We start from the raw sequence: 14,762 nt of genomic DNA, 5'->3' as shown, positions 1-14,762 counted from the left end.
CGCGCACTGAGTTAAGGGTAAAAAATGGAAAAACCATTTTTACAACAGCCATCACCTGAGTCGTCCCGCGTGGCCGCGGCTGGCGGCGTTTCCTCTGCCTCACTTTTTGTGCGGCGTAATCTGTTCTCGCTGGTGGTGGGGACGGTGAGCCTGATCTGTTTTGTCGACAATCATGCGTCCGCTCTGCGCCAGGTCCTGTCCAGCCGGCACGCGTCCGCGCGCCCGCTCAGCGCCGCTACTGTACCCAACCCGACCGGACAAATCGCTGCCGTCAGTGAACATTTGCCGCATGCCTCCGCGCCCTCAGTCGTTATGATCGCCGAGGCAAACCGTCAGGCACTCAAAGGCATGCAACTCGTCAGCAATCAGTTGAAGCTGGAGCAGGGCAGCCTGCTGCAGGACATGGCCCACACGCAGCAGCTGGCGCTGCAACAGGTCAGTGATAACCACTTCCAGGCCGCCATGCTGAACGGACAACTGGCGCAACTTGATCAGCAAATCAAAATCGAGTCCGCGCAGGTTGGCATGGCGCAAAACCTGGTCAACAAATGGCGACCGCTGCTGAACAAAGGCTATATTTCGGCGTTGCAGTTTGCACAGGAGCAGTCGGTGGTCTGGGGCTATGAAAGCCAGTACCGCGCGTTGCTGCAACAGCAGTATGCGACCCGTCAGCAGATTAGCGTGCTGGAGGATCAGGAACGTCAGATTCCGCTGGCGACCGCAGTGAAACTCAATGTGCTGCGGCGGCAACTGGCGCAGGTGAATGAGAATCTGGCCCAAAATACGCTGACCGAGGCGCGAATAGCCTGGCAGCCTTCGGCAGCGCCCGTGAAGCCGCTTCTGGTCAAGGCAGGCAATGCCGCAGCAACGCCCACGCAACAGACAGAGCAAGACAGCCGCTTCCTGTCTGACAGGCCCGCGCGCGTCAGCCACAGCGACGTTCACTATCAAAACATTAACGATCAGACGGGCAGTCATAGCGTGACGCCGCGTCACACTGCCCTCACGCACAACGTCTGAGCCGCATGACAGCCATGTAACGGTGCCTCGCGGTGGGGAAGGTTAACGAAGATAACCTGTCCCGTTATCGGGCGGTCATATCGCCAGGCCGGCAGCGGCTTTTGCCGATCGACTGGCAAAGGAAACAGACAGCGGCCAGGGGGGATTATTGCCCGATATCAGGGCAGTAACGCTGTGCCTCAGGTTGAGCGCGACGCATAAAAAAAGCGGGCCGCCAACGGGCTGGCCCGCCGCTTTGTTAATGCGTTCGCTAGCGGTGCTTAGCGCTTCATATGGTAATAGGCGTCATTCCAGCGCAGCGCATCTTTAAAGGCCGGAAGCCGGGTGTGCTCATCAATTACCAGCACTTCAATGCCGTGCATCTCGCCGTACAGATACATATCGTCCAGCGTCAGGGCCTGACTGAACACCGTATGGTGCGCACCGCCTGCCAGAATCCAGGCTTCAGAGGCGGTCGCCAGAGACGGCTGCGCTTTCCACAACGCGCGGGCTACCGGCAGTTTTGGCAGTGGTTTAGGCTGTTCAATCGCGTCCACTACGTTAACCAGCAGGCGGAAACGATCGCCCATATCGATCACGCTGGCGTTAATGGCACGACCGGCCGGCGTGGAGAAAATCAGCCGCGCCGGATCGGCTTTGTTGCCGATGCCGAGGAACTGCACGTCGATCAGCGGCTTCTCTTCCCGCGCGATAGACGGGCACACTTCCAGCATATGAGAACCCAGCACTAAATCGTTGCCCGGCGAGAAGTGGTAAGTGTAATCCTCCATAAAGGAGGTGCCGCCGGGACGGTCACCCGCCAGCACTTTAAAGATGCGCAGCAGGGCGGCGGTCTTCCAGTCTCCTTCGCCCGCAAAGCCATAACCCTGGCCCATCAGGCGCTGTACCGCCAGGCCGGGCAACTGCGTCATGCCGTGCAGCGTCTGGAAGTTGGTGGTAAACGCCTTGCAGCCTTCGTCGTCCAGAAAACGCTTCAGGCCCAGCTCGATGCGTGCGGCGTCCAGTACGTTTTGCCGTTTTTCACCGCCTGCGGCGGCCACGTCGGAGAAACGATACTGGCTTTCATATTCGTCAACCAGCGCATTGACATCACCCTCGCTGACGCTGTTGATCACCTCCACCAAATCCCCCACGCCCCAGCCATTAACCGCATAGCCGAACTGGATTTGCGCCGCCACTTTATCGCCTTCGGTGACCGCGACTTCACGCATGTTGTCACCAAAACGCGCGACTTTCAGATGCTGACTGGCCTGTTTGGCCAGCGCCGCACGCATCCAGTTGGCGACGCGCTGCTGGCTGTGTTTATCCTGCCAGTGGCCGGTCACCACGCTGTGCTGCAGGCCCATGCGCGCACCAATAAAGCCAAACTCACGGCCACCGTGCGCCGTTTGATTCAGGTTCATAAAGTCCATGTCCATGCTGTCCCAGGGGATCTCGGCATTGAACTGGGTATGAAACTGTAGCAGGGGCTTCGTTAAGACATTCAATCCGCCGATCCACATTTTGGCCGGCGAAAAGGTATGCAACCACGTAATGATACCGATACAGTTTTGATCGTGACTGGCGTCACGGCACAGCGACAGCGCTTCATCAGGCGATTTGACCAGCGGTTTCAGCGTCAGACGTACAGGCAAACCCGCCTGATTTAATCCGTCCACCACCTGCCGGGCATTGTGTTCAACCTGACGTAACGTTTCCGCGCCGTAGAGGTGCTGTGTACCAATGACAAACCACACGTTGAACTGTTGCATAAAACCACTCCTTTACTTAGCGGAAGCGGAACGGGCGGCATAATGGGGTTCTGCCGTCTCGCACCATTGTTGATAGCGTTGATAAAGTGCCTGATAGCGCGCGACGCGTTGCGGATCGGGCTGCAGCGTCACGTCAATCGGGCTGGCCATGACGTCCTGCGCCTGCTCCACATCGCGGTGAAAGCCCGCGGCGACGGCAGCGAAGATGGCTGCGCCTAGCGCACAGCACTCATCGGAGGCGACGATATCCAGCGGCCGGTTCATCACGTCGCAGCAGGCCTGCATAATGGCGGGGGATTTACGGGCAATGCCGCCGAGGGTAAGAATGTTTTCCACCGGAATTGCCTGCTGCTCGAAGCACTCCATGATGGCGCGGGCACCAAAGGCGGTGGCCGCAATCAGGCCGCCAAACAGGGCCGGAGCATCCGTGCCGAGATTCAGGTCGGTAATGACCCCTTTCAGGCGCTGGTTGGCATTGGGCGTACGGCGGCCGTTGAACCAGTCCAGCACTACGGGCAGGTGATCCAACTGCGGACTGGCGACCCAGGCCTCGGTCAGACGGGTGATCAGTGACGTTTGCATCTCAGCCAACTGCGGTTTGAGTTCGGGATGGTGCTGCGCTGCCAGCTGCAGCGGCCAGCCCAGCAGGCGGCTGTACCAGGCATAAATATCGCCAAACGCCGACTGGCCTGCTTCCAGACCAATCGCGCCCGGCACGACGCTGCCATCAACCTGACCACAGATGCCTTTGATGGCGCGGTCGCCGACTTTCCCGGTGTCAGCAATCAGGATGTCGCAGGTCGACGTGCCAATCACTTTCACTAAGGTATAGGGTCGCGCACCGGCGCCGACCGCGCCCATATGGCAGTCAAATGCGCCGCCCGAAATCGTAACCTGCTGCGGTAAACCCAGGCGTTGCGACCATTCCGGGCTTAGCGTGCCCACCGGGATATCCGCGGTCCAGGTCTCGCTGAACAGGGGAGAATCCAGCTGTTGAGTCAGCGCCGGGTCCAGCGCGTTAAGGAAGTCGGCGTCGGGTAAGCCGTTCCAGTCAGCATGAAACAGCGCTTTGTGACCAGCGGCACAACGCCCACGACGGAGTTTGTCCGGGGCGACGGTATCGCTGAGTAAGGCGGGCACCCAGTCACAGAGTTCAACCCAGGACACGGCCGCATCGCGCACGGCAGCATCCTGGCGGGTAATATGAAGAATCTTGGCCCAGAACCATTCCGACGAGTAGATCCCGCCGATATAGCGGCTGTAATCGGTAAAGCGGCCGCTGCGACACAGGCGGTTAATCTCTTCCGCTTCTTCAATGGCCGTATGGTCTTTCCACAGCACAAACATCGCATTGGGGTTTTCCGCAAACTCCGGCCGCAGGGCAAGTACCTTGCCGTCACGATCGATCGGAGCGGGGGTGGAGCCGGTGCTGTCGACACCGATGCCGACGACGGCGGCCCGTTGCGTGTCGCTTAGCGCCGCGAGCACACCCAGCATGGCCTGCTCCATAGCATCAATATAGTCCTGAGGATGGTGACGAAAGCGGTTGCTGTGAGGATCGCTGTAAAGTCCCTGCTGCCAGCGTGCATAGTTGGCCACGGCACTGTGCAGCTCCTGACCAGTGTGACAATCCACCGCCAGCGCACGCACCGAATCACTACCAAAGTCCAGCCCCAGGGTGATGGCTTCAGTACGCATTTGACTCTCCTGTTGTGAATAAACCTCCTTATCCTGAGATGTGTAAAAAAGAAGGGTTAGTCACGGCTGGCTGAGAATATGCACTTTTCTGCCACACGCAGTGAATTTGTGATCCATTGCAAAAGTTAACAGACGGTTAAATTTGCTGAATATATGGATCATTCTGTCGTGATTTTAAGATGTGATACCGCTCTACATTTTTCTTCTTCATTCCCGCTAAAACTAGGCCAGCGTTTAAGCAGGCTACCCTCATGGCTCCCGCTAACGTGCTGATTTACATATGTACCTACAAAAGAGAGTTAACTGGTAGCGTTTACACCGATTCGTATTTAACAGCGATAAAACCACTAGCGCCGGAGAGCATCATGCATAAATTCACTAAAGCGCTGGCAGCCATCGGGCTGGCAGCGGTTATGTCACAATCAGCTATCGCCGAGACTATGAAGCTGGGTTTTCTGGTGAAGCAGCCGGAAGAACCCTGGTTCCAGACCGAATGGAAATTTGCGGATAAAGCCGGTAAAGACCTGGGCTTTGAGGTGATCAAAATTGCCGTTCCGGACGGCGAAAAAACCCTTAATGCTATCGACAGCCTGGCCGCGAATGGCGCAAAAGGCTTCGTGATCTGCACACCGGATCCCAAACTCGGCTCCGCCATCATGGCAAAGGCGCGCGGTTATGGCCTGAAGGTGATCGCCGTGGACGATCAGTTTGTGAACGCCAAAGGCAAGCCGATGGACAGCGTACCGCTGGTCATGATGGCCGCGACCAAAATTGGCGAACGTCAGGGACAGGAACTGTATAAAGAAATGCAGAAACGCGGCTGGGATGTCAAAGACACCGCCGTGATGGCGATCACCGCTAACGAACTGGATACCGCGCGTCGTCGTACCGGTGGTTCGATGGATGCCCTGAAAGCGGCCGGCTTCCCGGAAAAACAGATCTATCAGGTCCCGACCAAATCGAATGACATCCCCGGCGCATTTGATGCCGGTAACTCCCTGCTGGTTCAGCACCCTGAAGTGAAGCACTGGCTGATTGTCGGCATGAACGACAACACCGTGCTGGGCGGCGTGCGTGCAACCGAAGGTCAGGGCTTTAAAGCCGCTGACGTGATCGGTATCGGTATCAACGGCGTCGACGCCGTCAGCGAACTGTCAAAAGCCAACGCGACCGGCTTCTATGGCTCACTGCTGCCAAGTCCGGACATCCATGGCTATAAGAGCAGCCAGATGCTCTACAACTGGGTAAGCAAAGGACAGGAGCCACCGAAATTCACCGAAGTGACAGACGTCGTGTTGATTACGCGTGACAACTTCAAAACCGAGCTGGCGAAGAAAGGGTTGATGTAATAACAGGCAGTACGGATAACACCATCGGGTCATCAGGAAAGCAGGGCTGAACACCGCGACGGTATTCAGCCTGAGCGTCAGGTGCCCCGATTCCTCACAGCCATTTATTGGAGACACCATGAACACTGATTCAGCCTTTCTGTCGTTTCATGGCATCAGTAAAACTTTTCCCGGCGTGAAAGCGCTGCAGGATATTTCATTTGAATGCCATGGCGGTCAGGTGCACGCGCTGATGGGGGAAAACGGTGCCGGTAAATCGACACTGCTTAAAATCCTCAGCGGCAGCTATCTGCCCAGTGGCGGCGAGATTCGCATCAAAGGCAAGCCGATGAATTTCCAGCACACCACGGATGCGCTGGATGCGGGTGTCGCCATTATCTACCAGGAACTGCATTTAGTGCCCGAAATGAGCGTGGCGGAGAATATCTATCTGGGTCAGTTGCCGCATAAACATGGCCTGGTGAACCGCAAGCTGCTGCGTTACGAAGCAGGGCTGCAACTGAAAAATTTAGGTATGGACATCGATCCGGACATGCCGCTGAAATACCTGTCGCTGGGCCAGTGGCAGATGGTTGAGATTGCCAAAGCGCTGGCCCGTAACGCGCGCATCATTGCCTTTGATGAGCCAACCAGTTCGCTGTCCGCACGCGAAATCGACAATCTGTTTCGGGTGATCCGCCAGTTGCGCGCGGAAGGGCGCGTGGTGCTGTATGTCTCGCACCGTATGGAAGAGATTTTTGCCCTCAGTGACGCCATCACCGTGTTTAAAGACGGGCGCTATGTGCGCACCTTTACGGACATGGCCAATACGCATCACGACGATCTGGTGCAGGCGATGGTCGGACGTAATCTGGGTGATATCTACGGCTACGCGCCGCGGGAAAAAGGCCCGGTACGGCTGGCGCTACAGGACGTGGAGGCGAAGGGCGTCAGAGCGCCAATCTCGCTGAATGTGCATGCCGGGGAAATTGTCGGCCTGTTTGGTCTGGTGGGCGCGGGACGCACCGAACTGCTGAAAGGGCTGTTTGGCGCCACGCGCCTGCGCGGTGGCCGCATTCTGCTGGACGGGGAACCCCTTAACGTGATGGCGCCAATTGATGCGATTCGGGCGGGCGTGATGCTGTGCCCTGAAGATCGCAAAGCCGAAGGCATTATTCCGGTGCATTCGGTGCGCGACAACATCAACATCAGCGCCCGCCGTCATAACCTCACCGCCGGTTGCCTGATCAAAAACGGCTGGGAGGTGAAGAATGCCGACAGCCATATCCGTTCCCTCAAAATCAAAACGCCCAGCGCTGACCAGTTGATCATGAACCTGTCCGGCGGTAACCAGCAAAAAGCCATTCTTGGCCGCTGGTTGTCCGAGGAGATCAAGGTGATTTTGCTGGACGAGCCTACCCGTGGCATTGATGTCGGGGCTAAACACGAAATTTATAACCTGATTTACCAGCTGGCGAACAACGGCATTGCGGTGCTGTTTGCCTCCAGCGATCTCCCGGAAGTGATGGGCCTGGCCGACCGCATTATCGTAATGCGCGAAGGGGCGGTCGCCGGGGAATTACTGCATGACGAGGCCACAGAGCAGCTGACGCTGAGCCTGGCCATGCCTAAAACGACACATGCGGCCGCCGTGGCCTGACAGGAGAGTACCGTGACTTCTTCCACGACATCAAATACGCCGCCAGCCGCCCCTCGCCGGGGTGTGCATTTTGGGCGCGTCTGGGACAACTTTGGCATGCTGGTGGTGTTTGCCCTGCTGTTCATCGCCTGTGCGGTTTTTGTCCCTAACTTTGGCTCCTTTATCAACATGAAAGGCCTGGGGCTGGCCATGTCGATGTCCGGCATGGTGGCCTGCGGTATGCTGTTCTGCCTGGCCTCCGGCGATTTTGACCTGTCGGTGGCCTCGGTGATTGCCTGCGCGGGCGTGGTCACCGCCGTGGTGATCAATATGAGCGAGAGCCTCTGGCTGGGGGTGGCGGCCGGGCTGTTACTCGGTGTCATCACCGGATTTATCAATGGGTTTGTTATCGCCCGACTGAAAATCAACGCCCTGATTACCACGCTGGCGACCATGCAGATTGTGCGCGGTCTGGCCTATATCTTCTCGGACGGTAAAGCGGTGGGCATCGAAGACGAGCGCTTCTTCGTACTGGGCTTCGCCAACTGGCTGGGCGTGCCTGCGCCCATCTGGATCACGCTGGGTACCATGGTGATCTTCGCCTTCCTGTTGAACAAAACCACCTTTGGCCGCAACACGCTGGCGATTGGCGGGAATGAAGAGGCTGCACGGCTGGCGGGCGTGCCGGTTGTGCGTACCCGCATCATTATCTTTATTCTCTCTGGCCTGGTTTCTGCGGCGGCGGGCATCATCCTGGCGTCACGTATGACCAGCGGTCAGCCCATGACCTCAATTGGTTATGAACTGGTGGTCATCTCGGCCTGCGTACTGGGCGGCGTGTCACTGAAGGGCGGCATCGGCAAAATCTCCTATGTGATCGCCGGGGTACTGATTCTGGGCACCGTTGAGAATGCGATGAATTTATTAAATATCTCGCCATTCTCACAGTATGTTGTGCGGGGTTTGATACTGTTGGCAGCGGTGATATTCGACCGCTACAAACAAAAGAATAAAGTCTGATTTGGCGTGAAACCTTCCCGCGGACGCGAAAGGTGTCCGCGCGTGATCAATCAACGACGAAGTGAGGACAGTATGTATCACCGTGAATTACCGGCAGAGCAGCAGAACCCTTTGCTGCCCGGATACGCGTTTAATGCCTGGCTGGTGGCGGGATTAACCCCGATCACCGCGGATGGTCCGCTGGATTTCTTTATTGATCGCCCACACGGCATGAAGGGCTATATTCTCAACCTGACCATTAAAGGCAAAGGGCGGGTGTTCGACGGCGAAAAGGCCTTTGACTGTGAACCGGGTGAAATGCTGCTGTTCCAGCCAAAAACGGCTCACTATTATGGTCGGGCGCCCGACAGTCCGCAGTGGTTTCACCGCTGGGTCTATTTTCGTCCGCGCGCGTACTGGCATGACTGGCTGCGCTGGCAGGATGAACAGGAAGGCGTCGGTCGGCTGCGATTACCGGAGTCACTGCGGGGCGAATTTGATCGCCTGTTTGCCACTATTGAACAAACCCACAACTCATCGCGTCGTTTTGCCGAAGAACTGGCAATGAATTTGCTGGAACGGCTGTTGTTACGGGCGGTGGAAGAAGATCCACGTAACCATCAGCAAATCCGCGATCCCCGTATCATCGAAGCCTGCCAGTATGTGAATAATCATCTTGCCAGCGAGGTCAAAATAGAGGAAGTGGCGCGCCATGTGTGTCTGTCACCTTCGCGGCTGGCGCACCTGTTCCGCGAGCAAATGGGCGTGAACCTGCTTCGCTGGCGGGAAGATCAGCGCGTCATTCGCGCTAAGTTGCTGCTGCAAACCACGCAGGAACCCATCGCGAGCATTGGGCGTGAAGTGGGCTACGACGATCAGCTCTATTTTTCGCGCGTCTTCCGTAAGCGCGTCGGCGTCAGCCCGAGTGATTTCCGCCGCCGCAATCAGGACGTACACGATAATCTGGCCAGTCAGAGCGCCTGGAACGGTGCACGGCGCTCAGTCTCCTGATTTTAAGGGGAATCCTCCTTGTCCTGACCCGACTATTAGTCTTAAATCAGTCTGGTTAGCGATTAATGAGGAAAAGGAATGAGCGAGAAACTGCGAGTAGGACTCATCGGCTATGGCTTTGCCAGCAAAACCTTCCACGCGCCCCTGATCGCGGGCACGCCGGAGGTTGAACTGGCTGCCATCTCCAGCAGCGATGCCAGCAAAGTCCATGCCGACTGGCCCGCCGTGCAGGTCGTCGCCGAGCCCCAGGCCCTGTTCGACGATCCTACGTTAGATCTGATTGTTATCCCTACACCGAATGATACGCACTTCCCTCTGGCTAAAGCCGCACTCAACGCAGGCAAGCACGTCGTGGTGGACAAACCGTTCACCGTGACGTTGTCACAGGCGCGCGAGCTGGATGCCTTAGCTAAAGCCAAAGGGCTGCTGTTATCCGTATTCCATAACCGCCGTTGGGACAGTGATTTCCTGACGCTGAAAGGCTTACTGGCAGAGGGTGAGCTGGGTGAGGTGCGTTATTTTGAATCGCACTTTGACCGTTTCCGTCTGGAAGTACGGCAGCGCTGGCGCGAGATGAAAGGGGCAGGCAGCGGCATCTGGTACGATCTGGGACCGCACCTGCTGGATCAGGCGCTACAGCTGTTTGGCCCCCCGGTGGCGATTAACGTTGATCTGGCGGAAATGCGGCCGGGTGCCCAGACCACCGACTATTTTCATGCGACGCTGACCTATCCACAGCGCCGGGTGGTGCTGCACGCCAGCATGCTGGTGGCGGCCGAATCCGCACGCTATACCGTGCACGGTACGCGCGGCAGTTACGTCAAATACGGTCTGGACCCGCAGGAAGATCGGCTGAAAGCGGGGGATTTCCCGCCGGGCGAGAACTGGGGTTACGACATGCGTGACGGTACGCTGACCCAGGTGGAGGGCGACGCGCTGAATGAAAAAACTGTCCTGACACAGCCGGGCAACTATCCCGCCTATTACGCTGCGATTCGTGATGCCATTACCGGGCGCGGGGCGAATCCGGTGACGGCGGAAGAAGCCATTCAGGTCATGGAACTGATTGAGCTGGGGCTGCATTCGGCGGAAAAACGCCAGACCATGTCGCTTAAATAAGCGCTTTCAGCGCTAAAAAGGCCGCGAATAACGCGGCCTTTTTTATGCTTACTGCACTTTCGCCCGGATGGCGGCTTTTTCTGCCGCGCTTAAAAACGCGATAGTCAGGCCGTTGTCCTGTGCCTGACGCATTTGCGCCTGGCTCAGTCCCGCAGCCGGGGCGGCATGCAGATACTCATGGGCCAGCTCAATGCCCTGTACGGCGGGATCGTCGGTGTTGATGGTCGCCAGCACGCCATGCTCCAGGAACGTTTTCAGCGGATGCTGCGCCAGCGAGGCGACGGTGCTGGTCTGGATATTGGAGGTCAGGCAGGATTCGATACCAATACCGTTTTCCGCCAGATAATCCATCAGCGCGCGATCTTCAATAGCCTTCACACCATGACCGATGCGTTCAGCGCCCAGATCACGAATCGCCTGCCAGATACTTTCCGGGCCTGCGGCTTCACCGGCATGCACGGTAATATGAAAACCGGCATCCCGGGCGCGACGGAAGTGGCTCAGAAAACGGTGGCCCGGCGCACCGAGTTCATCCCCGGCCAAATCCACGGCGGTAATATGGTCGCGATGGGCGAGGAAGCCGTTCAGTTCATCCAGACAGGCCTGTTCGCCAAAAGTCCGGCTCATGATGCCCGTTAAGCGCACGGTGATATCATGCTGCTGGCAGCCGGCCTTTACGCCATCAATCACCGCCTCAACCACACCGGCAATCGGCAGATGGTGGGTCATCGCCATATAGCCGGGTGAAAAGCGCAGCTCGGCATAGTGAATCCCGGCGCGGGCGGCATCCTCGACGTTCTCACGCGCGATACGCTGACAGGCGTCAAGATCGCCCAGCACTTTCACGCCCCAGTCCAGCTTTTGCAGAAAGCTGACCAGATCCGGTTGCGTTTCGGTGACCTGAACATGCGGACGCAGGGTGTCCAGCGTATCCGCCGGTAAGGTCAGGTTAAACTGGCGGCCTAAATCAAGGATGGTTTGTGCACGGATGTTGCCATCAAGGTGGCGGTGAATGTCGGTAAGGGGAAGCGTTGAATCAATCATGGAGTGCACTCGTCTGGATATCTGTAAAGTGCAGAGCATTATAAAAATATCTTGCGCAACAACGCCAGTGATTTGCGCAACAAGTGTGAAAGGCAGGGGTTAACTGTTCACTTTATAAACGGGAACGCGGCGCAGGCCGCCTGGTGAGAGCGAATCGGGAGAGAAAAGAGGGCGGTGCAGTGACGTAAAAAAGGCGGCCAGGGCCGCCTTGATCGAAAAGGTTGACCTTATTGCGGCATGCCTTCGTTTGTCGGGACGCCAAGCATATAGCGTGACATGAACTGCTCCAGCGACATCTTATCGCCGTTCATGTTCACCTGACCGTTGGCATACTGCAGGCTGGTAACGATGTTGTTGTCCTGCGTTTGTGTCAGACGGAACATCTGGCCCATCGCTGCCAGCCCTTTAACCTGCTGATCGGCCAGTTTCTGCGCGTCTTCAGCCTGATAACCTTCAGCCAGGCCAATATGGCGCATGGTTTCCGTCGCCATCGGCATGTTGACAGACAGCTTCAGATCCAGCGTTTTCAGTACGCGATCAACGGATGCCGCCAGCGTCTGCGGTTCGCCTGTCACCGTGGACGGATCGTTAAAGTGGGCATTCAGGTTGAAAGTACTCTCGCCTTTATCGTTCTTCCAGCTCAGTGGTGCGATGCTGATGGACGGGGCCCCTTTCAGCAGGGTCGGCAAATTGTTCAGCAGGATCGCGCGCACACCGTTCTGGAAACGCACCGGATCGTCTTCCACGCCAGGCTGGTTCATCAGGGTGGTCAGCTGAGCGTTGTAGTTATCCGAGAACGCTTTAACGCTTTGCGCATCAAACTGTGACAGCTTCATTTTTAATGCGAACTGACCCAGGTTCTGCTTCTGCACCTCAACGCCGTCAATTTTGTAATTAATGTCGCCATTGATTTTGCCGGACTGATTATCAAAAGAGGAATCACCGACCATCTTGTTAAGAATAACCGCGTCCTGACCGCTGACTGCGGCGGCCACTTTATCCACGCTGATGGACTGATCGCCAATGCGTACGCCTTCGTTGGTGAGATGCGTATCCGCTTTCAGCTTCAGGCCGTTCAGCGTAAACATCACCGGCTGATCGACCTGATTTTTGGTGGTGATGGCAATGCTGTCGATGTCACTGTCCAGGCCCACTTTATCGCCTTTGTTGTCTGCGCTGATATTCAGCGTGCCGCCGCTGGTGGCTAAGCGTTGCGCTGTTTGCGCATTTTGATAATCGATGGGCAGAATTTTTATTGCGGTGTCGGTGCTGCCGCTGTAACCCACACGCGTTTCGGCGTTGATAAACGACTGATTGTTGGTCAGTTCAAACAGCTTTTTGACCGCATCGGTATTGGTCAGCGTGGTATGCACGGACGCCATGCTGGGGATCAGGTTGGCTTTTTTCAGCTGTGCGAAGGGGAACGGGCCGTGGTCGATCTGCTCGTTCAGGATGATGCTCTGGCCGGGCTTGAGCAGAGGATTATCTTCGGTCTGAGAGCTGGCCTGGATAACCACATTCATTTTGCTGCTGAAAATGCCGCGTTGATAATCCTGATAGCTGACTTTCAGACGACTGTTGGGCGCCAGGGTGGTTAACTGAGCGTTAGCATTTTGAATCATTTGATCCATATTGCTTTCCAGCTTTTTGCCGGTAAACCACGCCGCGCCTGTCCAGACTACGCCCAGAGCGACTACCACACCAACGGCAACTTGAGTCTTTTTCATTGCTGAATCGTCCTTATCCTTGATTTCACCCGTGTCACAGACAGCGGGTGAAGAAGCGCCCGCAGGCATTTTAGCTAATAGTTTGAAATAATAGCAGTTAAGCGCAATGGCGTCAGCCGTCTCAGTTAAACGTGTTATACACGCGCGCCACCCGACCCTGGCCGGTGAGTGACACTGGCGCATCGGTGGCGGCCACGAAACAGGACTCGCCGGGTTTTAGCACCAGTTGCTGCTGGCGATTGGTGACGGTGGCCTCACCTTCAATACAAAACAGCAGTGCCGCGCTTTCCTGATGCAGGGTAAGCGGCTGCGCATTCACCGTATGAATGGAGAAAGCAAAGTCGTCTACCGGAATGGGAAAATACTCGCCATCCTGCTGTATCTCCGGTTGTGTAAGAAGCTGGCTGGCCGGCTTTTCGTCAAATTTGAGGTTGGCCATCAGTTCCGGAATATCAATATATTTTGGCGTCAGGCCAGCGCGCAAAACGTTATCGGAGTTGGCCATGACCTCCAGCGCCACGCCATGCAGATAAGCATGCGGCGTTTCCGCAAACAGGAACATCGCCTGTCCGGGCTGCAGAGTAATCACATTGAGCAGCAGCGGCGAGAATAACCCGCTGTCATCCGGATAGTATTCCGCAATCTCATGAATGGTTTGCCAGGGTTCGCCTGTCTGCTGACTGACGACGTTTTTCAGTACGGTTAACGCCTGCGCTTTTTCGTCCTGTTGAAGCGACAGCAGGGTTGAAAACAGTTGCGCCAGGTTGTCGGGGCTCGGTTGGCGCAGGAAATGCGCGATCTCAGGATGCGCGTCCGCCACTGGGGTGAGCAGTGTCACCATCTCGTTGCGCTCGCGAAACCCATTGATGGCTTTAAACGGCGTTAAGGCGTACACCAGCTCCGGTTTATGGTTGGCATCTTTATAGTTACGCTCAGGCGAACTGAGCGGTACAGAGGCGGCATTTTCACGCGCAAACCCCTCTTCGGCGGCGGATTTGCTGGGGTGCACCTGAATTGAGAGCGGCTGATCGGCACACAGCACTTTAAATAAAAAGGGCAGTTCGCCAAAGCGTTTTGCCACGGCATCGCCCAGCATCTGCGACGGATGGGCCGCGATGACATCGCGTAACGAGCGGGATTGCCCCTCAACGTCAACGGCGGACGGGCTTTTAGGATGCGCCCCCATCCACAGTTCCGCCATCGGTAAGTCTTCAGGATTGGCGATGCCATACAGGGAGGTTAATGCCGTCTTGCTCCCCCAGGCATAATATTGCACCGCATTACTCATCTTTTTCATTTCACTGCCTTTCTGGCATGGGAATATTGCGCTTATTAAAGCAGAAACTGACATGGAAAATACATATCCAGCGCAAGAAGGATGCTAAGCTCGGATGATGTTAAAAATTTGTATGAGTTTATCTGCTTC

At 56.5% G+C, this 14,762-nt stretch carries 11 protein-coding genes; 6 read left to right on the top strand and 5 right to left on the bottom strand.

Going from position 1 to position 14,762, the window contains the following annotated elements:
- Positions 1 to 24: 24 nt before the first annotated feature.
- Entirely contained in the window at positions 25 to 1,020 is a 996-nt protein-coding gene (locus C1N59_RS10945) for a hypothetical protein (RefSeq protein WP_394549482.1), read from the top strand.
- 260 nt (positions 1,021 to 1,280) lie between these two features.
- Here C1N59_RS10945 and araA read toward each other — a convergent pair whose 3' ends face one another.
- On the bottom strand, positions 1,281 to 2,771 hold the full coding sequence (gene araA / locus C1N59_RS10940; protein ID WP_039340462.1) for an L-arabinose isomerase: 1,491 nt from the start codon (positions 2,769 to 2,771) through the stop codon (positions 1,281 to 1,283).
- Between the two features lie 12 nt (positions 2,772 to 2,783).
- Positions 2,784 to 4,469, bottom strand: coding sequence for a ribulokinase (locus C1N59_RS10935; RefSeq protein WP_394549480.1), 1,686 nt, complete (start codon positions 4,467 to 4,469; stop codon positions 2,784 to 2,786).
- Positions 4,470 to 4,834: 365 nt separating this feature from the next.
- Here C1N59_RS10935 and C1N59_RS10930 point away from each other — a divergent pair, with 365 nt between their 5' ends.
- The 5 genes from C1N59_RS10930 (at position 4,835) to C1N59_RS10910 (ending at position 10,565) form a co-directional block, all read left to right on the top strand.
- The gene (locus C1N59_RS10930) at positions 4,835 to 5,818 is read left to right on the top strand and encodes an arabinose ABC transporter substrate-binding protein (protein WP_006119064.1); all 984 of its coding nucleotides are present in this window, start codon (positions 4,835 to 4,837) and stop codon (positions 5,816 to 5,818) included.
- Positions 5,819 to 5,936: 118 nt separating this feature from the next.
- A complete protein-coding gene (araG, locus tag C1N59_RS10925) occupies positions 5,937 to 7,457 on the top strand; it encodes an L-arabinose ABC transporter ATP-binding protein AraG (RefSeq protein ID WP_394549478.1) in 1,521 nt (506 codons plus the stop codon).
- A gap of 12 nt (positions 7,458 to 7,469) precedes the next feature.
- Positions 7,470 to 8,456, top strand: a complete 987-nt coding sequence (araH, locus tag C1N59_RS10920; protein ID WP_033741305.1) for an L-arabinose ABC transporter permease AraH — start codon at positions 7,470 to 7,472, stop codon at positions 8,454 to 8,456.
- A 72-nt stretch (positions 8,457 to 8,528) separates the two neighbouring features.
- Positions 8,529 to 9,446, top strand: coding sequence for an arabinose operon transcriptional regulator AraC (araC, locus tag C1N59_RS10915; RefSeq protein WP_006119067.1), 918 nt, complete (start codon positions 8,529 to 8,531; stop codon positions 9,444 to 9,446).
- 78 nt (positions 9,447 to 9,524) lie between these two features.
- Positions 9,525 to 10,565 (top strand): oxidoreductase, encoded by a 1,041-nt coding sequence (locus C1N59_RS10910; protein ID WP_394549477.1) that lies wholly within the window; start codon positions 9,525 to 9,527, stop codon positions 10,563 to 10,565.
- A gap of 48 nt (positions 10,566 to 10,613) precedes the next feature.
- Here C1N59_RS10910 and add read toward each other — a convergent pair whose 3' ends face one another.
- The 3 genes from add to manA all read right to left on the bottom strand — a co-directional run bounded on the left by add (position 10,614) and on the right by manA (position 14,633).
- Positions 10,614 to 11,609, bottom strand: coding sequence for an adenosine deaminase (gene add, locus C1N59_RS10905; protein WP_058709172.1), 996 nt, complete (start codon positions 11,607 to 11,609; stop codon positions 10,614 to 10,616).
- Between the two features lie 227 nt (positions 11,610 to 11,836).
- Positions 11,837 to 13,336 (bottom strand): YdgA family protein, encoded by a 1,500-nt coding sequence (locus C1N59_RS10900; RefSeq protein ID WP_054633838.1) that lies wholly within the window; start codon positions 13,334 to 13,336, stop codon positions 11,837 to 11,839.
- 121 nt (positions 13,337 to 13,457) lie between these two features.
- A complete protein-coding gene (manA, locus tag C1N59_RS10895) occupies positions 13,458 to 14,633 on the bottom strand; it encodes a mannose-6-phosphate isomerase (RefSeq protein ID WP_054633837.1) in 1,176 nt (391 codons plus the stop codon).
- Positions 14,634 to 14,762 lie beyond the last annotated feature (129 nt).

The organism is Pantoea sp. SGAir0183, assembly GCF_043545505.1.
The sequence above is the reverse complement of the archived record's forward strand: the minus strand, read 5'-3'. Positions and strand labels throughout refer to the sequence as shown.

Excerpts from the sequence above, each read along its gene's own strand:
- C1N59_RS10945 (WP_394549482.1), top strand. The coding sequence starts at position 25 with ATGGAAAAACCATTTTTACAACAGCCATCACCTGAGTCGTCCCGCGTG.
- araA (WP_039340462.1), bottom strand. The coding sequence starts at position 2,771 with ATGCAACAGTTCAACGTGTGGTTTGTCATTGGTACACAGCACCTCTAC.
- C1N59_RS10935 (WP_394549480.1), bottom strand. The coding sequence starts at position 4,469 with ATGCGTACTGAAGCCATCACCCTGGGGCTGGACTTTGGTAGTGATTCG.
- C1N59_RS10930 (WP_006119064.1), top strand. The coding sequence starts at position 4,835 with ATGCATAAATTCACTAAAGCGCTGGCAGCCATCGGGCTGGCAGCGGTT.
- araG (WP_394549478.1), top strand. The coding sequence starts at position 5,937 with ATGAACACTGATTCAGCCTTTCTGTCGTTTCATGGCATCAGTAAAACT.
- araC (WP_006119067.1), top strand. The coding sequence starts at position 8,529 with ATGTATCACCGTGAATTACCGGCAGAGCAGCAGAACCCTTTGCTGCCC.
- C1N59_RS10910 (WP_394549477.1), top strand. The coding sequence starts at position 9,525 with ATGAGCGAGAAACTGCGAGTAGGACTCATCGGCTATGGCTTTGCCAGC.
- add (WP_058709172.1), bottom strand. The coding sequence starts at position 11,609 with ATGATTGATTCAACGCTTCCCCTTACCGACATTCACCGCCACCTTGAT.
- C1N59_RS10900 (WP_054633838.1), bottom strand. The coding sequence starts at position 13,336 with ATGAAAAAGACTCAAGTTGCCGTTGGTGTGGTAGTCGCTCTGGGCGTA.
- manA (WP_054633837.1), bottom strand. The coding sequence starts at position 14,633 with ATGAAAAAGATGAGTAATGCGGTGCAATATTATGCCTGGGGGAGCAAG.